Source organism: Novosphingobium anseongense (genome assembly GCF_037482895.1).
GTDB classification, from domain to species: Bacteria; Pseudomonadota; Alphaproteobacteria; order Sphingomonadales; family Sphingomonadaceae; genus Novosphingobium; species Novosphingobium anseongense.
In genome coordinates, this window is record NZ_JBBHJZ010000001.1 from 1344866 (window position 1) to 1365881 (window position 21016).

Below are 21016 nucleotides of genomic sequence, written 5' to 3' on the forward strand. Positions count from 1 at the left end.
CTCAGGTGCGAGGTTGAAGCGCGAGCGCGGCGGCGCGGCGGGCGGACAGGATGCCGCCCTCCTGCCAATGGCCCGAATAGGCCGACAGGTGCGATCCGGCGAAGAGGAAAGGCCCGTCACCGGCATTGAGCGTCGCTGCGGCGCGGGCATCGTTCCCCGGATCGGCCCATTCGATCCACGGCCCTTCGGCGAAGGGAACCTTGCCCCAGTGGACGAGTACCGGCGCCGACAGGTCGCTGCCGTGGCCCGGATGGAGCCGATCGACCGCGGCGCGCGCGATCGCGATCTGCTCGGCGCGCGGCCGCGTGCTCAGGCGCTGGGCAGACTCGCGCGAGCTGTAGGCCGCGAGCAGCACGGCGCGCTTGGCCTGGAAATTCCCGCTCGGATACCAGACGAGGTTGGTGTCGCCGCCGACGAAGGAGATGCCGCCGTAGATCTGCTCGGCCTCCCAGAACGGCGTGGACTCGAAGCCGATCTTGAGCGAGTCCGAATAGCGCACGCCGGCGATCGCCGCCTTGGTCGCGCGGCTGAAGTCGTTGGGCGTACGCGCGAGGATCGGCAGCGGCGTGGTGATGATCGCGCGATCGGCCTCGACCGCCTGGCCAAGGCCGGTCTTGCGATCGCGGTAGACCACGCGGACCCCGGCACCCTGGCGACGGATCTCGCGCACTTCCGCGTTCAAGCGTGGCGGGCTGCGCAAGGCCGCGGCGAGTGCCACGGGCAGCCGGTCCATGCCGCCGACGGGCTGGAGCATCGTCGGCTGCATCAGGATGTTCTCGTCGAACAGCACGGCGGCGAGCTCGGGATTGGCGAGCAGTTCGTCGAGCGTCAACGGCGGCACCGCGATCGCCTGCTCGATCGTCGCGCCGGGCACTTGCGCCAGCCCTGCGCGCTGCGAGCCACGGTAGGAGAGATCGTCGGCGAGATCGCCGTAGGACTTGAGGAAGGCAACGAGCTTCTCGCGCACCGGCGCGCTCAGTTCCTGGTCGAGCGTACCCTTGCGCAGCGCTGTTTCGAGCAGCGCCGCGAGATGCCCGCGCAGGTCGTTGCCGACCTGGCGCAGCCGCACCCGACCGGCGCCCCCCGGCCCCGCACCGCCGCCGACGAAGTTGCTGCGGCTCGAATTGACCAGCACTTCGAGCGGCACCCCGAGCTCGCGTGCGAGCCCGAGATACTGATCGTGGTGGCTGGGAATCCGCGCCGGACCGACGTTGAGGTAGAGCCCCGGCGAGAAGCCGACGGTCTGGTCGTCCTGGTCGAGATGCGAGATCCGATCACCGCCGCGCACGGTCCAGGCGCGGCCTCCGACGCGGTCGTTGGCTTCGAGCAGGACAACCTCGACGCCGGCTTTCTCGAGGTCGCGCGCTGCCGCGAGACCGGCGATGCCGGCGCCGATGACGACCACGCGGAGCCCCGCTTTTGCGCCACCAGGCACCGCCCCCCGCGCCGTCGCCGGCAGAGCGGCGGCGGCCACGGCGCCGCCGAGCGCGGTCAAGAGGCGGCGGCGATCGAATGCGAAGGAGCGGTCCATGGCCGGCCTCAGAACTTCACGCTGACGCGCCCATAGTAATAGCCGCCGTTGATGCCATAGGCCGCATAGTTGAGCGGCGCGTTGTGGACCTGGGCACCGTTGATGTAGACCGGATTGGTCGCCGCGGAACCGGGTACGGCCGGGATATCGGGCGGGCGCTTGTCGAACAGGTTGTTCGCACCGATCGCGAACTCGAGCCATTCGACCGGGCGATAGGCGGCTTCCACATCGGTGATCGCAGCGCCACCGATCCGACCCTCATAGAAGGCTGCGCCGTCGGGCGAGAGCAGCGCATAGGCGGAGCCGTAAAGCGTCTCGCGCAGGCTGAAGGTGAAATTGCCGCTGGTCAGCAGCGCGTTGAGTCCGACCTTATAGCGCGGCGCCGCCTTCTCGATGTAGCTGCGCGCGGTCGGCGTGAAAGCGGTCGCGGGGAGCTTGGTGCCGGTGACCTTGGTCTGCCCATAGGTCGCGTTGAGCGACCAGTCGATCTTGCCGAAGCTCGCCTCGGTCGTCGTCGCCACCACCAGGTCGACGCCGCGGGTGCGCGTGTCGAAGGCGTTGGTGAAGGTCGAGACGCCGACCTGCGGCACGGTCTTGTCGTATTCGCGGCCCGTCGAGGCGATCGCATCGAGCACGGCCTGGTTGACCACGGCGAAGTTGCGCAGCCCGTTGATCGTGCCGGTCGAGGCGATGCGATCACGGACCTTGATCTGGTAGACGTCGAGCGTGACCGTCACGCCGGGCAGCGGCCGGGCGACCAGGCCGAGCGAGAAGTTGGTCGATTTCTCGGGCTTGAGCGCCGAATAGCCGAGCAAGGCCGCGGCGCGCGAATTGGCCGCCACCTGCACCGTCTCGGACGTCGGCGAGACCGAGATCGCGCGGTAGGCCGATTCCCCGAGCGAGGGTGCGCGGAAGCCCGTGCTCGCCGTGCCGCGCAGCGCGAAGCCGTCGGAAAAGTCATAGCGCGTGGTGATCTTGCCGATCGCGGTGTCGCCGATGTCGGTATAGTCCTCGTAGCGGCCCGCCAGGCTGACCGACCAGGCTTCGACCGGGTGCACGGTCAGGTCCAGATAGCCGGCCCAGGACTTGCGCTTGGACTGGCCGGCGCTCGAGGGCTGGAAGCCCGGGAACGACTGCGCGCCGGTGCGGTAGTAGGACTCCGGATCGCCAGCGAAGATCGTGTAGGTGTCGCGGCGGCGTTCGAGGCCGAAGGCCAGGTTGACCGGCTTGCTCAGCCCCAGGTCGAATTCCTTGGCGACGTCGAGGTTGAATGTCAGCTGGCTGCCGATGAAGCCGCCGTCCTGGAAGTCGCGCGGGGTATAGCCGAAGTCCTGGAACAGCGAGAAGTTGGCGGAATCGATCGTCGCCAGCGAAACCCGGTCGCGGCCGAAGGTGGCCGAGAGATCCCAGCGCCAGCCGTCGGTCTCGCCGCGGACGCCGCCGCTGACCGCCCAGTCCTCCTCGGTCGCCTTGAGCAAGGGCACGAAGCCGTAGGGGAAGGCATAGACGTTGCTGCCGACGACGACCGCGCCGGCCTGGATCGGGCGGCCGTCGTTGGGCCGCAGCACCACCAGCGGGCCGCGGTACTGCTCGTTTGCCGTCGCGACGCGGCGTGCGAAGGTGCCGTTGGCGTAGAGCTCGACGCCGCCGAAGTCGTAGCCCGCATTGACCAGCGCCGTGGTCAGGTGCGACTTGGCGTCGCTGAAGATCGGATTGACCTTGGGAAAGTTCGCCGCGCCGGTCAGCGGATAGCCGGCCAGCGAAACGCCGGGCAGCAGGTTGCCGTTGATGTCGACGACGCGGCGGTCACCGTCGCCGAGCCGCGTGGTATCGTGGAAGCGGTAGGAGACGGTGGCATTGACGAAGCCGTTCTCGCCGAGCGGCAGGGCCAGGCGGCCGGTCGTGGCGATCGTTTCGCCGCCGGTCTCGTAGTGCTTGCCCGCCGTGATCGCGAGCGAACCGCCGCTGCTGTCCTTCTTGAGGATCAGGTTGATCACGCCCGCGATCGCATCCGAGCCGTACTGCGCGGCGGCGCCGTCGGTCAGCACCTCGATCCGCTCGATCGCCGCCGGGTTGATCAGGTCTAGGTCGGGCGCCGAAGCACCCTGGAACGGACCCGCGGTGACGTGAAGGTTGGCGCTCGGGTGGCGGCGCTTGCCGTCGAGCAGCACGAGCGCGTGGTTGGGACTGAGCCCGCGCAGCTTGGCGGTCAGGGTCAGGTTCGAGGCATCTCCGCCGAAGGCCTGGGCAGTGAACGAAGGCACCAGCTGGTTGAGCGCCTGGTTGAGGTTCGGCTGGCCGATGCGTGACAACTGCTCGCTGCCGACGATCTGCACCGGTGCCGGGCTGTCGGCCGCGGTGATACCGGTCGCGCGGGTGCCCGTGACGATGATCGTGCCGGCATCGACCCCGGCGTCGGCGGCAGCGGCGGCGCTCTCGGCTTCCTCGGCATGGGCCGGGCTGCCGGCGATCAGCGCGAGAAGCGAAGCGCTCAGAACAAGACGTCGTGAAGAAATGATCATGCAATACCCCCTGGCATGCCGCCATCGTCTCAAGGCGATGGTCCGTGGCGGCCGTTCTCAGGGGTTACGAAGGTTCCAACGACGTCTGCAGATAGCCTTTCTGCCGTACGGCAAAGCTAAATTTCTTATTGAAATCATCAATGTAGAATTGAGCAAAAACCTATTCGCGTCGCTTATCAAGGAACCGCACAAACCGGTGATCGGGGACTATTTCAGCCCAACCAATCTATAAGCGAGGATGATCGATCAAGGCCGTCCGATACTGTGTGAGATGTTCGAAAGCGCTATCAAGCAGGCCTGATAAGGCCGAGCGCCGTCACCCCTGACCGTTCAACGCCGGCTCGGTATTGGGCTCGCCGGCCGCGTCGGGGACATCCTGGTGCTCGGGCAGACGATCGCCGAACAGCGCCAGCGGCGTGCCCAGCCACAGCGCGTGCTCGAGATGGTCGCGGCGCGGCGCTGTCGTGTTCGGATGGACGAGCACGCTGAGCCCGCCGCGGTTGAGCATGAGCCAAGGCACGAGCTCGGCAAACAGCGTGGTCTCGAAGGCGATCTGGTACATCGCCGCGCCGTGCGGGCCCACGGGCACCTCGTGCCAGCGACCGAGGCGCACCCGGAAGCGCTCGGCCACCTGCGCGCGCACAAGCGCGGCAATCTCGCGCTCCGCGGGCGACTGGAAATAGACGTGGGCGTGATAGCTGGCGATCGCCTGGAGGGTCTGGGTCATCGCCGCCAGATGCTACTCGGCGGGCGTCGCCACAAGGTCCGCTGCCGGCGCTTCGCTGTCGAGCAGGCCCTGGCGCTTGGCGACGATCATCGGCACCAGCGCCTGACCGGCGACGTTGACCGCGGTGCGGCCCATGTCGAGGATCGGATCGATCGCCAGCAGCAGCCCCGCGCCTTCGAGCGGCAGACCCAGGGTCGACAAGGTCAGGGTCAACATGACCACCGCGCCGGTGAGCCCGGCCGTCGCGGCCGAGCCGATCACCGAGACGAAGACGATCAGCGCATAGTCGGCGGCGTGGAGCGGCAGGCCATAGAACTGCGCGATGAACAGGGCCGACACCGCCGGATAGATCGCCGCGCAACCGTCCATCTTGGTCGTCGCGCCCAAAGGCACGGCGAAGGCCGCATAGGCGCGCGGCACGCCGAGCTTCTCCTCGGTCACGGCCTCGGTCACCGGCAGCGTGCCGATCGACGAGCGCGAGACGAAGGCGAGCTGGATCGCCGGCCAGGCCCCCGCGAAGAACCGCCGCGGGCTCAGCCCCTGGCTTAGCAGCAGCAGCGGATAGACGACGAAGAGCACGAGCCCGAGCCCGAGATAGACCGCGAAAGCGAAGCGGCCGAGCTGGCCCAGCGTGTCCCAGCCATATTCGGCGACGGCCGTACCGAGCAGGCCGATCGTGCCGAGCGGGGTCAGGCGGATTACCCACCACAGCAGCTTGCGCAGCACCGCCAGCGCCGAGCGTACCACGGCGAGGAACGGATCGGCGGCGGCGCCGACCTTCAGGGTCGCGACGCCCACCGCGATCGCCAGGACCAGCACCTGCAGCACGTTGAACCCCAGCGAGGTCGTCGCCGCGCCGCCCTCGGCAATCTTGGTCGAGGCGTAGAGACCCAGGGCATTGCCCGGGATCAGCCCCTTGAGGAAATCGAGCCAGGTGCCGACCGAGCGCGGCGCGGTCGCGGCCTCGCGGGCAATCCCGGCGTGCGCGCCCGGCTCGAGCACCAGGCCGAGCACGATGCCGATCACCACCGCGATCAACGCGGTCAGCGCGAACCACAGCAGGGTCTGCCAGACGAGCCGCGCGGCGTTCTCGAGTTCGCGCAGGTTGGCGAGGCTGGCGACGATCGCGGTGAAGACCAGCGGGCCGACCAGCACCTTGAGCAGCTGGACGAAGGTCGAGCCGACAAGGTCGAGCGTCACCGCCAGCGCATTGGCCTCGCCGTCGGCGCCCGGACCGATCGCGCGCGCGACGAAGCCGAGCGCGAGGCCGATCACCAGCGCCACCAGCACCTGGACGCCGAACGAAGGCCAGCGCGAACGCGTCGGAGAGGCAGGTTGATCGACCAAGGGCATGGGCTCCTGTTCAGGACGGTCCGGTAGGCAGAACGCTTCCGTAGCGCGAAAGTGCGTGACCGCCAGCCTCGCCCGCGCGTCCGGGTGCGACGCGAACGGCGCTGGCGGTCTCGCGCGCGATCGGCAGCAGTGGGAACAGCAGCTCGGCGACGCGGTAGGCTTCCTCGAGATGCGGATAGCCCGAGAGGATGAAGCTCTCGATCCCGACCTCGGCATATTCGGCGATCCGCGCGGCGATGTTCTCGGCCGAGCCGACCAGCGCGGTGCCCGCACCGCCGCGGATCAGGCCGACCCCGGCCCAGAGGTTGGGCGCCACCACCAGCCGCGACCGATCGCCGCCGTGGAGCGCCTGCATGCGCCGCTGGCCGTGGGACTCGCTACCGCGCTGCGCCGCCTGCGCGCGCGCGATCGTGACATCGTCGAGCCGGCTGATCAGGCGGTCGGCCTCGGCCCAGGCCGCTTCCTCGGTCTCGCGCACGATGACGTGGAGGCGGATGCCGAAGCGCACGTGCCGCCCCTGCCGCGCCGCCGCCTCGCGCACGCGCGCGACCTTTTCGGCCACGGCCGCGACGGGCTCGCCCCAGGTCAGGTACCAGTCGACATAGGAGCCCGCGACGGCGATCGCCGGATCGGAAGAGCCGCCGAGATAGAGCGGCGGGCCGAAGGGCTGAACCGGCGGGAACAGCAGCTCGGCCTCCTCGGCGAACAGGTGCTCGCCCTCGTGGCTGATCGCCTCGCCGGCCATCAGCCCGCGCCAGATCTCGAGGAATTCGGCGGTCAGCGCGTAGCGATCGGCATGGTCGAGCGCGACACCGTCGGCACGCAGCTCGCGCTGGTCGCCGCCGGTGACGATGTTGATCAGGAGGCGCCCGCCGCTGATCCGGTCGAGCGTCGCCGCCTGGCGCGCGGCGAACAGCGGCGAGGTGACGCCGGGCCGCACTGCAACGAGGAACTTGAGATCGCGCGTCAGCGGCGCCAGCGCGCTCGCCAGCACCCAACTGTCCTCGCAGGTCCGCCCCGTGGGCAGCAGCACGCCCTCGAAGCCGAGCCGGTCGGCCGCCTGGGCGACCTGCGAGAGATAGGAAAACTCGGTCGGCCGCGCCCCCTCGCCCGAGCCGAGCCAGCGCCCGTCGCCGTGCGCGGGAATGAACCAGAAGGGCCTGATCACTCGGCCGCCACGGCCTCCTCGAAGGCCGGGGCATGGCGGTTCTCGGGGAACGGCAGGCCCAGGTGCTCGCGCAGGGTTTCGCCTGCGTATTCGGTGCGGAACAGGCCGCGTTCCTGGAGGATCGGCACGACGCGGTCGGTGAACAGCGCGAAAGCCGCGGGGTTGGTCACGCGGTAGTTGAAGCCGTCGCAGGCGCCGCCCAGGAACCAGCGCTCGATCTCGTCGGCCACCGTCTCGGGCGAGCCGACGAAGGGGTTCGGCCGCGCGGCGAAGCGCCAGGCGGTCTCGCGCAGGGTCAGGCCTTCGGTTCGCGCCGTGCGGATGATGCGCTCGGCGCCGCCCTTGTAGCTGTTGAGCGTCAGGTGGCCCAGGTCGGGGAACGGCGCGTCGAGATCGTACTGGCCGAAGTCGTGGTAGTTGAGCGGGCGGCCGAGCTGGACCAGCGCCTTGGCGAGATCGAGCTTGCCGTTCTGCGCCTCCTCGATCGCCTGGGCCTCCGCGTCGGTCTCGGCGATCACCGGGATCAGGCCGGGCAGAATGACCACGTGATCGGGATTGCGCCCGCGGGTGGCGGCGCGCGCCTTGACGTCGGCATAGTATTCGCGCGCCTGCTCGAAGCTCTCGGCATTGGCGTAGATGCCCTCGGCGATGGCGCCGCCGAAGGCGCGGCCTTCTTCGGATTCGCCGGCCTGGAAGATCACCGGCTGGCCCTGGCGCGAGCGCTGGATGTTGAGCGGGCCGGTGACCGAGAAGAACTCGCCCTTGTGGTCGAGCCGGTGCTGCTTGGCCTTGTCCAGGAATGTGCCTGCCGCCTTGTCGCGCGGGAAGGCGTCGTCTTCGTAGGAATCCCAGAGGCCCTTGACCACGTCGAGGAACTCGGCCGCGCGGCGGTAGCGGTCCGCGTGGTCGAAATGCGCCTCGCGGCCGTAGTTGCCCGCCGCGCCTTCGAGCCCGGTGGTGACGACGTTCCACGCAGCGCGGCCCTTGCTGATCAGGTCGAGCGAAGCGAACTGGCGCGCGACGTTGTAGGGCTCCCAGAACGAGGTCGTCAGCGTGCCGGCGAGGCCGATCTTCGACGTGCTGACCGCGACCGCCGAAAGCAAGGTCAGCGGTTCGAGCCGGTTGAGGAAATGCGGCGCGGTGTCGGGCGTGATGAACGGCGAGTCGACGATGAAGACGAGGTCGAACTTGGCCGCCTCGGCCAGCCTCGCGTTCGCGATGTACCAGTCGATGTCGACGCTGGCATCGCCGGGCAGGTCCGGGTGGCGCCAGTCGTTCTGCGTCGTGCCGACGCCGCTGAGGATCGCGCCGAGGTGGAGCTTGCGCTGGTGGGTGGTCATCGAACGGTCTCCTATTCCGCGGCCTGCGGCAGGGCGTCGCGCTCGGCCACGGCCGCGCGCACGAGGGGGATGAGGTCGCGGCCGTATTCGATCGCGTCCTCGAGCGGATCGAAGCCGCGGATGAGGAAGTTGGTGATGCCGAGGTCGTGGTAGTCGAGCAGGCTCTCGGCGACCTGCTCGGCCGTCCCGACGAGGCCGGTCGAATTGCCGCCGGCACCGGTCAGCGCGGCGATCTCGGTCCAGAGCCGCTTGTCGCGCACGGGTCCGCCCGCCGCCGCTTCGAGCAGGCGCTGCGAGCCGACGCTGGGAGCGCTGCCGTCGTGGCGACCGAACTGGCGGCCCGTGCCGCGCAGCGCCTTGGCCGCATCGAGAATGCGGTCGGCGCGGGCCCAGGCCTCCTCCTCGGTGCGACCAAGCACGGGGCGCAGCGACAGGCTGAACTGGATATGGTTCTCGCGACCGTGCTTCGCCGCGGCCTCGCGCACGCGGTCGATCGTCTCGGCGGTCTGCGCCAGGGTCTCCCCCCAGAGCGCGAAGACGTCGGCATGCTTGCCCGCGACCGCGATCGCCGCGTCCGACGAACCGCCGAAGAACACCGGCAGATAGGGCTGCTGCACGGGCTTCACACCCGAGAAGCTGTCGACCACGTGGTAGTGCTCGCCTTCGTGATCGAAGGGCTCGGTCGCGGTCCAGGACTGGCGCACGACTTCGAGATATTCGTCGGTGCGGGCATAGCGCTCCTCCTTGGTCAGGAAGTCGCCGTCGCGCTGCTGCTCGGCGTTCGAGCCGCCGGTGATGATGTGGACCGCGAGGCGCCCGCTGGAGAAGTGGTCGAGCGTCGCGAGCTGGCGCGCGGCCAGCGTCGGCGCGACGAAGCCCGGACGATGCGCGAGCAGGAAGGCGAGCTTCTCGGTCTGCTGCGCGGCATAGGCGACGACCTGGAAGCCGTCGGGCGCGCCGCTGAAATAGCCGACGAGCACGCGGTCGAAGCCCGCTGCCTCGTGCGCCCGCGCGATCGCGCCGAGATAGACCTTGTCGACGACGGCGCGCGACGAGACCCGGCTTTCCGAGCCGCCGTTCGAACCGATCGCACCGATGAACTGAACGGGCATTCGACCTCCAATGCGGACGCGATCGAAGCGCGCGCCGGCGGTCGGCTATCGGCCCGCAGCCCCGCTGCGAACAAACGAGTTCAGCCCTGCAAAGCTTGAGGAGAAGTCATAGAAACGGCAGAAAATCCGCGGAACGTGCGCCTGACGATCGATCTGACCGCGCGCCCAAGAAAATCTACGGCAGGGGCAAAAATCACTGAAGCGACAAACTCAACCAAATCAGTAGAAATGTCCCTGCCTTTATTGGCATCCTCTCCCAAACTTTCCGGCCGGCCCTTCGGGGTCGGCCTTTTTTTTGAGGACGAGCATCGAGTCGGACAGAGGCTCCGGGAGAGCCTTCGCGCTATTCGAACGGATCTCCGTGGGCGATCTCGACGCTGGGCTTGTGCTGACGCACCTGGCTGCCCGGCGGTACCGGACGCGTCAGCCATACGTTGCCACCGATCACCGAGCCCTTGCCGATGGTGATCCGGCCGAGGATCGTCGCCCCGGCATAGATCGTCACGTCGTCCTCGATGATCGGGTGGCGCGGATCGTCCTTGACGAGATTGCCCGCCTCGTCAGTGCGGAAGCTGCGCGCGCCGAGCGTCACCGCCTGGTAGATCCGCACGCGATTGCCGATGATCGCGGTCTGGCCGATCACCACGCCGGTGCCGTGATCGATGAAGAAGCTCTCGCCGATGCGCGCGCCCGGGTGGATGTCGATACCCGTGCGCGAATGGGCGATCTCGGCGATGATGCGTGCGACCAGCGGCGCGCCGAGCAGGTAGAGCTCGTGCGCGATGCGGTGGTGGATGACCGCGGTGACGCAAGGGTAGCAGAGCAGGACCTCGTCGACACTGCGCGCGGCAGGATCGCCCGAATAGGCGGCTTCGAGGTCGGTATCGAGCAGGCGCCGGATCTGCGGCAGCCGGCCGGCCAGACCGGCGATGATCTTGCGCGCTTCGGCATCGCGCCCCGCGTCGGACAGGATGACGCTGCTGTAGGCGAGCTCCATCCGCACCTGCATGGTGAGCAGCGGCAATGCGCTTTCGAGCGAGGCGAGCACGAAGGCATCCTCGTTGTCGGGGGTCAGTTCGGCCGGCCCCAACCGGATCGGGAATAGCGCCGCGCTCAGCGATTCCACGATCCGCGCGATCGCGTGGCGCGAGGGGAAGCCGTGCTCGCCGTATTCGACGTGCCGCGCCTGCGACAGGCGCCAGTCCTCGCGCGCGGCGCGCAAGGCCGCCGTGATAGGGCCGAGATCGCCGACGTCTTCGCCAGTGCCGAGGCTCTCATCGCTCGAGCAGGCAGACAAGAAGCAAGGATTAGAGACCATGCAGATTATCGCTTTTTTCCAAAGGGCGGCAGCTCCGGAACATCGGCCCTGGCGTGGACGCCTCGGGGCCGGAATTGCGACCAGCGGCACTTCGCGCGCTTCAGCCGAGCTCGCGCCCTATCAACTCGCCCCGCCTCGTCAAGCCCCCCAGGGACAGGCCCCGCGCCGGTTAGAGACAACGCCGCTCGCAATCGAACTATAAGACTTGCTTATATCGTTATTATGATGAGCCCAATATTAGGAATTCGTTGCTCTCGTTGAGTAATATTGAAGAAATTTAATCTTTATTGGATCGGCCAAGAACATCCCGCACTCCCCGTTCGAATTCACGAATCAGGGGTTTTCATGTTCACCAAGTCCGCCGTCCGCAGCCACAGATTTGCCGTGCTCGTGGGAGCGCTCCTGGCCAGCACGCCGGGTCTGGCCTGGGCGAGTGCGCTGGACGGCGCCGCCGAAGCCGCAGCCGATGGCGCTCCGGGCGATACGATCATCGTCACCGGCGTCCGCGGCGGCAAGCCGCGCACCGTGGCCGAAAGCCCTGCGCCGATCGACGTCATCCAGGGCCAGGCGCTGAGCAACAACACCGGCCGTGCCGATCTGGCGGAATCGCTCTCGCGGCTGCTGCCCTCGATCAACTTCGGACAGACCACGGCGGGCATCAATTCGGTCGTCCGCCCGTTGAGCAACCGCGGCCTCGGTCCGGCCTACACCCTGGTCCTCGTCAACGGAAAGCGCCGCCACAACGGCGCGCTGCTGACCAACGGCGGCGGCGACACCAGCGGCGTCAACCCGGTCGACTTCGACATCATTCCGCTGAGCTCGGTCGGCTATGTCGAGGTGCTCAAGGACAGCGCCGCGGCGCAGTACGGCTCGGACGCGGTCGCCGGCGTGGTCAACGTCGTGCTCAAGTCGGGCAACAGCGGCTTCCACGCCGCGGCATCGGCGGGCAGCCTCTATGGCGGCAAGGGCGATCTGTGGGTCTACAAGGCCGAGGCCGACGTGGGCTTCAAGCTTGGCGACGGCGGCTTCCTCCACCTCAGCGGCGACGCGCGCAAGCGCGGCATTGCCTGGTGGAACTTCTATTCGGCCGACCTGCCCTATTCGCCCGCGAGCAATCCCAAGAACGCAACCTGGAACGGCGACGGCGCACACAACGGCGATCCCGAGGTCCGCGCCTTCAATCTGGCCTACAACGCAGAGCTGCCGCTGGGCGGCGACACCGTGCTCTACTCGTTCGGCACCTATGGCGAGCGCGACACCGTGATCGGCAACAACTACCGCCGGCCCAACGGCCTCGCCAGCTTCGACGTGCTGTTTCCCGACGGCTACTACCCGCTCAACAACACCGACGAGAAGGACTACCAGGTGCTGGTCGGCCTGCGTGGCGAGACCGGTAGCTTCAAGTGGGACCTGTCGAGCACCTTCGGCCGCAACCACAACCGCCAGTACAGCGACTTCACGATCAACCCCTCGCTCGGTCCCACGGGCCCGACCCGGTTCGACAATCTGGCGACATACCAGTTCGAGCAATGGGTCACCAACCTCGACCTGACGCGCGGCTTCGACGTGGGCCTCAGCGAGCCGTTGCAGGTCTCCGCCGGCGTCGAATACCGCGTCGACAAGTTCTCGACCTTCGCCGGTGACGCCGACGGTTATCGCAATGGCGGCTACGTGTTCAAGGCGGGCGACCAGGACGGCAACCCCAACGTCGGCAAGCCCGCCTCGGTCGGTGCCCAGGCCGGCGTGATCCTGTCCCCGGCCGACGAGGTCCGGCTCACGCGCAAGAGCGTCGCGGGCTATCTCGACCTCGGCATCTACCCGGCCAAGGGCTGGTATGTCGGCGCGGCGGCGCGCGTCGAGAACTATGACGACAGCTCGGGTACGACGGTCGGCGGCAAGCTCAACTCGCGCTACGACTTCTCCCCCGCCGTGGCGATCCGCGGGACCATCGGCACCGGCTTTCGCGCGCCGTCGCTGTCGCAGATCGGCTACGCCCAGACCGACAGCCGCACGGGCATCAATCCCGTCACCGGCGTATCGGGACCGTCGCTGAGCAAGATCGTCACCCCCGATTCCGCGATCGGGCGAGCGCTGGGCGCCCAGGATCTCAAGCCCGAGAAGTCGTTCAACTTCGGCCTCGGCCTCGTGCTGCGTCCGCTCGACCGGCTCAACGTCACGATCGACGGCTATCAGGTCACCGTGCGCGACCGCATCAGCCGCACCGGCACCCTGCTCGGCCCGGCCGTCGGCCGCATCCTGATCGCCAACGGCCTGACCGGCGGCGAATACATCACCTATTTCGCCAATATCGCCGACACCCGCTCGCGCGGGGTCGACGTGGTGGTCGACACCACGCGCGACCTCGGCAGCGCGGGCAAACTCGCACTCTTGGCGGCGTTCAACTACAACGAGACCAAGATCCTCAAGATCGCCGACACGCCCGCGGCGCTGACGGCGCTGGTGCCGACCAACACCGGCGGCAGCCTGATCTACCTGACGCGCGCGGTGCGCGGCGACCTGACCGTCACCCAGCCCAAGACCAAGCTGATCTTCAGCGGCAACTGGGACGTCGACGCCTTCAACCTCAACGCCCAGCTCACCCGGTTCGGCGGCTATCAGTACATCCGCAGCGAACTGGCGTCGCAGGACGCGCGCTACGGCGCCAAGTGGATCACCGATCTCAGCGTCAGCTATACCTTCGCCAGCAAGCTGCGGCTGACCGTGGGCGCGGCCAACCTGTTCGACGTGCGCCCCGACGAGAACGGCCAGGTGACGACATCGACGGGTTCGGCCTCCTCGGTCTACGGCCAGTCGCCCTTCTCCGCGGCGGGCGGGTTCTATTACGGCAAGGTCTCGCTGGACTTCTGATGACCACCCTCGCCCGCAGGTCGCGCCCGGTCACCGCCCTTTTCCTCGGCCTCACGCTGCTCGGCGGATGCGGGAAGGAACAGCCTGCCGGCCGCGCCAAGCTGGTGCTCGGCGACCAGGTCGGGCTGAGCAAGGCCAAGATCGAAGCCGCGAAGGCCCTCGACGGCGCGCCGTTCGACTACGAATGGGCGCTGTTCCCCGGCGCCGCACCTTTGTTCGAGGCGCTGATGGCGGGTGCGGTCGACACCGCCCCGGCCGGCGACACCCCGGTGATCGCCGCGGCCGCGGCGGGCACGCCGTTCAAGATCGTCGCCGCTACGCGCTCGTCGGGGCGCGGCGTTGCAATTCTCGTCCCGCCCGGCTCGCCGATCCGCAGCGTGGCCGATCTGCGCGGCAAGCAGGTGATCGTCTCGTCGGCGCGCGGCAGCGTCGCCCAGTATCTCCTGCTCGGCGCCTTGCGCGAAGCCAAGGTCGATCCGCGCGAGGTGAAGATCGGCTTCATGCTGCCCGGCGAGGCGACAGCCGCCTTCACCGCCGGGCGGATCGACGCCTGGGCGACCTTCGGCACCTATCAGGCGACCGCCGAGACGCGCGGCGCACGCGTGCTGCGCGACGGCCGCGGCATCAACGCGTCGCTCGCCTTCATCGCGGTGACGAACGCCGCGCTCGAGGATCCGGTCAAGCGTCGCGCGATCGTCGACTATATCCGCCGGCAGCGGGCCGCAAACGCCTGGTCGATCGAGCACCCTGCCGAATATGCCGAGGTCTTCCAGCGGGTCACCCGCGTCACGCCGGAAGTCGCGCGAGCCGTCGTCGCCCGTGAGAACCCTCAGCTCGTGGCGCCCTCCCCCGAGATCATGCGCGAGCTGCAGCACGTGGCCGACCGCTTTCACGCCGAGGGCGTGCTGCCGGCGCATGTCGATGTCTCGTCGATCGTCGACACCAGCATCTTCGAAGAAGCCGCAAAAGATCGCTCGGCGCCGCGCGCCGAATGAGAGCCGCTCATAGTCGGCACCTTCCCCGCTGGAATACGCAATAGCGCCCAGGACCGGACCTTGTCCTAGCGCATCTCCCTGCGTCGACCTCGAAACGCGAAGGCAGAAGGGCGATTTCGCGCTTGGCATCTGCGATTCGAGCCCACCTCGGACCGCCTGTTGCGACATTGAGACGACGTCCGCCTTTCCGGAACGTGATTCGGCCGGACTGCCAAAATCGGTCAAGGATCATGGCATCGGCGCGTTTTCGCTGACGGCCCTAATCGCACCGACGCCGCGAGACACTCCCACCTTCCCTGAAAAAATAAGGATTTGTGCGGTGCAGCACGAGCAGCGCTCATACTGAGCAGGTGCGGAAATATTACGCTTGACCACATTCGTAATATCCATACCTTATCCCTCGTCGCCCATGAAAGTAGGGCGGGGGCTCAACACAAAAGAATACCAGAACGACCACAAGGCGCCGGCATAGCCAGAGCGCCAAGGGAGGGATGTCACTTCACGATAGGCTAAACAGCTAGGGGTCGGAGTGACTTATGAGATTGATTCGAAACACTTTACTGTCTGCGACCATGCTGATGGGCGTGGGCGTCACGCAGGCCCATGCACAGGACGTAGACGTTACCGCCACCGACAAGGGCGATGAAATCGTCGTGACGGCAACCCGACGCGCCACCTCGCTGCAGGACGCGCCGATCAACATCAGCGCGCTCAGCGCGCAGGAGCTTTCGAAGCAGCGCATCGACGATGCCAAGGGTCTGGCCGCCTTTACGCCGGGTCTGACCGTGGCCGAAACCGGTCCGCGCACCGCGGGCACGATCATCATGCGCGGCATCTCGTCGTCGGATGCCGGCAACGGCGCCAATTCCAACAGCGCGGTCGGCGTATATCTCGGCGAAGTGCCGCTTTACCTCGATTTCAAACTGCTCGACATCAACCGCGTCGAAGTTCTGCAGGGGCCGCAAGGCACGCTCTACGGTTTGGGCACCCTGTCGGGCGCGATCCGCTACATGCCCAATCGTCCCGACAGCAGCGATTGGTCGATCGACGCTCACATGCGCGCCTTCGGGCAGTCGCAGAGCAAGGATGCGGGCGTAAACGGCGACGTCACCGTGAACGTGCCGATCGTGCAGGATCACATCGCCTTCCGCTCGGTCGTGGGCTATTACGACAACCCCGGCTTCATCGATTACAACTACCTGCTGAAGCAGCCGGGCGTCTCCAATCCGCAGCCCGTCCGCGGCACGACCGCGGCCCAGGCGGGCCTGGGCACGGCGGCGCAACAGGCGGCCAACTTCTATTCGAAGAAGGACCTCAACTACGAGCGGACCTTCACCACCCGCAACCAGTTGCTTCTGGAACTGAATCCCGGCGCGAAGCTGTATCTCACCTATGCGCACCAGCAGACCAAGACGGGCGGCGCGCAGACGGTCCAGGCCGGCGTTCTGGGCACCGGACGGTATGAGTCGGCCAAGCGCTATCAGGAGCCCTCGACCCGCACGTCCGACCTCTTTGCCGCCGAAGCGAACGTCAGCCTCGGCTTCGCCCAGGTGGTCGCCACCTCGGCATGGACCAAGCAGACCACCGACACCTTCGGCGACCAGACCGACCTGCTGCTCGATCTCAACTACGGCTACGAACAGTTCCCGAACTATTCGGCCTATACCCAGTCGAACAACCGCACGAAGCAGTTCAATGCCGAACTGCGCCTGGTCTCGAGCCATGGCGGTCCGTTCAGCTGGGTCGTCGGCGGCTTCTACAACAACCTGCGGACGGGCTCGAACGGCAAGGAAGTCCTGCCTGGCTACGTCGCATGGTACAACGCGACCCGCGCCGGCACGATCGTTGCCAGCACAGGCCTGCCGCGCCCACCGATCAACCGTCCCGACGACCTCGAATACATTTCCTTCGTGAATACGCAGACCAAGGAAAAGGCCGTCTACGGTGAAGGCACCTTCAGCATCACCGACAAGTGGCAGGTGACCGGCGGCGTCCGCTACTTCAAGTATGACGCCTTCGCCGAGGGCGGCACGGACACGCCGCTGACGGCGAGCGGCCAGATCCGGACACCCTACCCTCTCGCCCAGATCATTCCGAGCCGCGTAAGGTCGGGATCGACGGCCGCCGACGGCTTCGTGTGGAAGGCCAACACCTCGTACAAGTTCAGCGAGGACCTGATGACCTACTTCACCTACAGCAAGGGCTATCGCACGGGTAACGTCAACCGCGTTGCGCCTTGCATCATCCCGCTGCCGGCCGGCCAGAACGTCTGCGCGCTGCCGAGCGAACTGGCCTATCAGCCGGACAAGACCCGCAACATCGAACTCGGCGTCCGCGCCTCGCTGTTCGACAAGCGCCTGCAGATGACCGGCTCGGTCTTCCACGTCAAATGGACCGGCCTCCAGGTCCCGTCGCGCACGGTCAACGGCGCGGTCGGCATCACCGTCAACGGCAGCAGCGCGGTCTCGAAGGGTGTCGAATTCACCACCCGGATCAAGGTCACGCCGAACCTCTCGCTCCAGGGCAACTACAGCTACACCGACGCCTACCTGACCGCCGATGCTCCCGGCCTCGTCGTCAGCCAGGGCAAGTCCTATGGCGCCTTCGCCGGCGACCGCCTGCCGGGATCGTCCAAGCACGCGGGCTCCGCGCAGGTCACCTACACGCAGCCGCTCGCCAACGGCAACGAGATCGAGGCGAACTGGGCCGTCACCTACAAGGGCGACGTCTACTCGCGCATCGGTCTGCGCGGAAACGGCGAGGTCATCCCCGCCTACACCACGCACCGTGCGGCGATCACCTACCGGGCCGAGCATTTCGACCTGGGGATCTACGCCGACAACATCTTCAACAAATATGCCACGACCGGAATCAGCAACGACATCAGTTCGTTCAACCAAGTCCGCAATGGCATCGTCGAGCGTTACTATGGCCGGAACATCCTCGCGCCGCGGCGTGTCGGCGTGGACTTCCGTTTCCGCTACTAATACTCCGACCTTTCGGGGCCTGCCGGTCGAGCAGGCCCCGACTTCTTGAGGATCGCGCCCGGGGCGGAGGCGGAGTTCAGCCATCGGTCCCGGTAATGCCCCCAGCCTACAAAGCCCGGAGCCACGCCGAACCGCGTATCTGCGCGATCACAGCATCCGGGTCATAGGGACGATCTATGCCGATCATCGGCGACAAGTATCTGCCACTTTGCCTTGGTTTTTTACATTATTCCAAAATGTCTGATCACCCCGGCGGCCCGCAATACCGCGAGGATGCCAGTAGGGCCTGATATCAACGCCTAGTGCCTCATCAAGGGTTCCGCCAATGAGTGAAGCGATCACAATCGACAGACCGTCCTACATGGTAAGCGCACCCGTCACCATGGGACTGGACAACCTCGGCAGGGTCGAAGGCGGCCCGGCCAAGCAGGCCTTTTTCACCCACTTCCAGCCCGCTTTCCTGCTCGCGGTCGTCGCGTTCTACTATTACGCACCGGCCGATTGGATCAAGCCGTCGGTCACCTTGTGGATCGGCCTCGGCGTCAAGTTCTTCATGCTGGCGATGGAATGGGTCAGCCCCCGCTACAAGAGCTGGCAGCACACCTGGAAGGAACTGGCCTGCGACACGTTCTACGTCGCCATGGGCATGATGGTCGTCCGGGTGGTCTTCGCGCCGATCAACAGCGATGCGATCATCACCTGGTTCCAGGACACCTTCGATCTCGCCAAGTTCGCCTGGTTCATGGGATTGCCCTTGCTGCTTCAGGCCTTCGCGATCTCGTTCATCGGCGACTACTTCCAGTACTGGATGCATCGCGGCATGCACAACTGGTACCCGCTGTGGGTCACCCACGCGCCGCACCACTTCGTGACGCAGCTCAACATCCAGAAGGGCAGCGTCGGCAATCCGATCGAGATCTTCCTGATCGGCCTGGGCGTCGGTGGCCTGTTCGACTTCCTGCCGCGTGCGGTCCTGCTCGCGGGCGCCTTCGGCCTCGCTGTCGGCACCTACCAGCACTGCAACATCCGCTTCAACACGCCCAAGTGGTGGTTCAAGATCTTCAACACGACCGAGCACCACAGCCTGCACCACGCGCAGGACTACGACAGCACCCGCAGCAACTATGCCGGCACCTGGATCTTCATCGATCGCATGCACGGCACCTGCCGCGACGGCGAAGCCGAACTGCTGGGCCAGGAAGGCGGACGCCGCATGTCGATCTGGGAAACGATGCACTACACCCTTTCCGAGCCGTACAAGCTGCTCAAGGAACGGTTCGGCCAGCGTCGCGGAATGGTCGCGATCCCCGCCGAGTGAGGCCAGCGACTTCGCGGCACGGGCCAGTCTCCTGATCTGGGGCAGCTAGCGCCGCGAAGTTCGCAATCCCGAGAAAACATCAACGCGTCGCTATCTCGAAGGAAGACCTGTGAACCTACGTTTCATCGACTGGATCTGGCGCGTGAGGGGCTCCATCGAGACGGGACCGAGCCGGTCGCCTGCGGCGGTCTTCGGCAAGCTCGACAGCCTGTTCCAAGAGGAAAACACAGCCCACTGGATCGAGGGCGACACGCTGACCTTCAGCAAGTCGCGCCAACGCCCCCAGGACAAGATGTCGGTCTTCGACAGCGGCACGCTCCGCGTCACCGAGGGCGTCCTGCGCTACGACATGATGAGCAAGGCGCTGCTGGCCTGCTTCCTGGCACCGCTGCTGTTCTTCGCCGTCGGCCATATCGGTGTCGCCATGGACAAGTGGCGCAATCCGCCCGAGGTCGCCGCCGCCAAGGCCGAAGCCGCGAAGAAGCGGTCGCGGGTCAAGCCCGATGACGTGCCGATGAACGCGGTCGATCAGATGCTCGGCGCGCCCACGCCCGAAAAAAAGAAGGGCGGCGAAGAAATGGGCAAGAGAAACCGCAAGCCATCGATGACCACGGCTTACGTTTTCATGGGCATATTCTTCGCCTTGTGGATGATCGGCCGAATTCTCGAGAACCACCTGTTCCGTTCGCGAGTGCGCAAGCACTTGTCGGACGAAGCCACGAGCACCCTGGACCTCGCGCCCAGCCGGGCCTGAGCCGATCACGCGATCGTGAGCAGTGACAGGGCGGGCCGATCGCTCTGCTCCATCGAGGCCACGATGCCACGATGCCCCGCCTCCCCCAAGGCCCGGTCCCGTTCCGGCACCGACTAACCGCGCGCGGAGATCGCCCGCGCACGAAGATTGACCGCACTCCGGCTCCCCGCTACCAATGTGACGAACAAACGGGGGAGTGCCATATGAGCGATGAGTCCAATCGCCTCCTGGGCAAGGTCGCGATCGTCACGGGCGCTGGTCAAGGGATTGGAGCCGCTATCGCGGTGGCCTATGCCGCCGAGGGCGCCAAGGTGATCATCACCGGCCGCACGCAGGACAAGCTCGACGCTGTCGTTGCCGGGATCGCGGCGGCCGGCGGCACCGCCATCGGCATCGACGCGTTGGCGGGCAACCGGGATCACGCGAAGCGCACGGTCGATCGCGCTATCGCCGAGTGGGGCCGGGTCGACGTCCTGGTGAACAACGCGCATACCTTCACCGACTATCTGCCGATCGAAGATCCGAAGATGGAAGAAAACTGCGGCACCGATCTCCAGTCCGCCTTCTTCGGCTCGCTACAACTGATGCAGCAATGCTTCCCGCACATGGTCGCGCAGGGCGGCGGCTCGATCATCAACATGGGCACCGGCTTTTCGATCCGCTGCGAACCCGGCTTCCTCGCCTATGCCGCGACCAAGGAAGCAATCCGGGTGCTGAGCAAGACCGCGGCCAGGGAATGGGGCCAGCACAAGATCCGGGTGAACACGATCCTGCCTTCGGCGCTGACCCCCAAGTCGATCTGGTATCTCGAGGAAAGCGGCACCTACGATCTCGAACTGGCCAAGGTGGCGATGGGCCGCTTCGGCGAGCCCGAGGACATCGCGCCGACCGCGATCTTCCTGGCGAGCGACGAGTCCGGCTTCGTCACAGGCCAGACGATCGGCGTCGAAGGTGGAACCACGATGCTCTGACAACCACAGAGCGCGAGGATCTGCTTTGGAATAAGCGCGATCGCACAGTATC

The 21016-nt window shown here is 66.7% G+C and carries 14 protein-coding genes; 6 read left to right on the plus strand and 8 right to left on the minus strand.

Translation table 11 applies throughout. The annotated features are described in order from the left end of the window. Position 1: 1 nt before the first annotated feature. The 8 genes from WG901_RS06410 to epsC all read right to left on the minus strand — a co-directional run bounded on the left by WG901_RS06410 (position 2) and on the right by epsC (position 11071). Positions 2 to 1531, minus strand: coding sequence for a flavin monoamine oxidase family protein (locus WG901_RS06410; protein WP_339586176.1), 1530 nt, complete (start codon positions 1529 to 1531; stop codon positions 2 to 4). A gap of 8 nt (positions 1532 to 1539) precedes the next feature. Next, positions 1540 to 4053 (minus strand): TonB-dependent receptor plug domain-containing protein, encoded by a 2514-nt coding sequence (locus WG901_RS06415; RefSeq protein ID WP_339586177.1) that lies wholly within the window; start codon positions 4051 to 4053, stop codon positions 1540 to 1542. A 316-nt stretch (positions 4054 to 4369) separates the two neighbouring features. Further along, positions 4370 to 4780, minus strand: a complete 411-nt coding sequence (locus WG901_RS06420) for a DOPA 4,5-dioxygenase family protein (protein ID WP_339586178.1) — start codon at positions 4778 to 4780, stop codon at positions 4370 to 4372. 12 nt (positions 4781 to 4792) lie between these two features. Further along, positions 4793 to 6127, minus strand: a complete 1335-nt coding sequence (locus WG901_RS06425) for a dicarboxylate/amino acid:cation symporter (protein WP_339586179.1) — start codon at positions 6125 to 6127, stop codon at positions 4793 to 4795. A gap of 16 nt (positions 6128 to 6143) precedes the next feature. Then, on the minus strand, positions 6144 to 7301 hold the full coding sequence (ssuD, locus tag WG901_RS06430) for an FMNH2-dependent alkanesulfonate monooxygenase (RefSeq protein WP_339586180.1): 1158 nt from the start codon (positions 7299 to 7301) through the stop codon (positions 6144 to 6146). Next, on the minus strand, positions 7298 to 8641 hold the full coding sequence (locus WG901_RS06435; RefSeq protein WP_339586181.1) for an LLM class flavin-dependent oxidoreductase: 1344 nt from the start codon (positions 8639 to 8641) through the stop codon (positions 7298 to 7300). The genes ssuD and WG901_RS06435 overlap by 4 nt, the downstream gene beginning before the upstream one ends. A gap of 11 nt (positions 8642 to 8652) precedes the next feature. Next, positions 8653 to 9753, minus strand: a complete 1101-nt coding sequence (locus WG901_RS06440; RefSeq protein WP_339586182.1) for an LLM class flavin-dependent oxidoreductase — start codon at positions 9751 to 9753, stop codon at positions 8653 to 8655. Positions 9754 to 10096: 343 nt separating this feature from the next. Next, positions 10097 to 11071, minus strand: a complete 975-nt coding sequence (gene epsC / locus WG901_RS06445) for a serine O-acetyltransferase EpsC (RefSeq protein ID WP_417602422.1) — start codon at positions 11069 to 11071, stop codon at positions 10097 to 10099. 345 nt (positions 11072 to 11416) lie between these two features. Between epsC and WG901_RS06450 the strand changes: the two genes are divergently transcribed. The 6 genes from WG901_RS06450 (at position 11417) to WG901_RS06475 (ending at position 20964) form a co-directional block, all read left to right on the plus strand. Next, the gene (locus WG901_RS06450; RefSeq protein ID WP_339586183.1) at positions 11417 to 13939 is read left to right on the plus strand and encodes a TonB-dependent receptor plug domain-containing protein; all 2523 of its coding nucleotides are present in this window, start codon (positions 11417 to 11419) and stop codon (positions 13937 to 13939) included. Continuing rightward, a complete protein-coding gene (locus WG901_RS06455; protein ID WP_339586184.1) occupies positions 13939 to 14934 on the plus strand; it encodes an ABC transporter substrate-binding protein in 996 nt (331 codons plus the stop codon). The genes WG901_RS06450 and WG901_RS06455 overlap by 1 nt, the downstream gene beginning before the upstream one ends. Positions 14935 to 15506: 572 nt before the next feature. Further along, complete coding sequence (locus WG901_RS06460) at positions 15507 to 17921, plus strand: TonB-dependent receptor (protein ID WP_339586185.1); 2415 nt, start codon at positions 15507 to 15509, stop codon at positions 17919 to 17921. A gap of 361 nt (positions 17922 to 18282) precedes the next feature. Continuing rightward, positions 18283 to 19239, plus strand: a complete 957-nt coding sequence (locus WG901_RS06465; RefSeq protein ID WP_339586186.1) for a sterol desaturase family protein — start codon at positions 18283 to 18285, stop codon at positions 19237 to 19239. Between the two features lie 109 nt (positions 19240 to 19348). After that, the gene (locus WG901_RS06470) at positions 19349 to 19993 is read left to right on the plus strand and encodes a hypothetical protein (protein WP_339586187.1); all 645 of its coding nucleotides are present in this window, start codon (positions 19349 to 19351) and stop codon (positions 19991 to 19993) included. 203 nt (positions 19994 to 20196) lie between these two features. Continuing rightward, positions 20197 to 20964: an SDR family NAD(P)-dependent oxidoreductase gene (locus WG901_RS06475; RefSeq protein WP_339586188.1), complete on the plus strand. Its 768-nt coding sequence runs from the start codon at positions 20197 to 20199 to the stop codon at positions 20962 to 20964. The last annotated feature ends 52 nt before the right edge of the window (positions 20965 to 21016 follow it).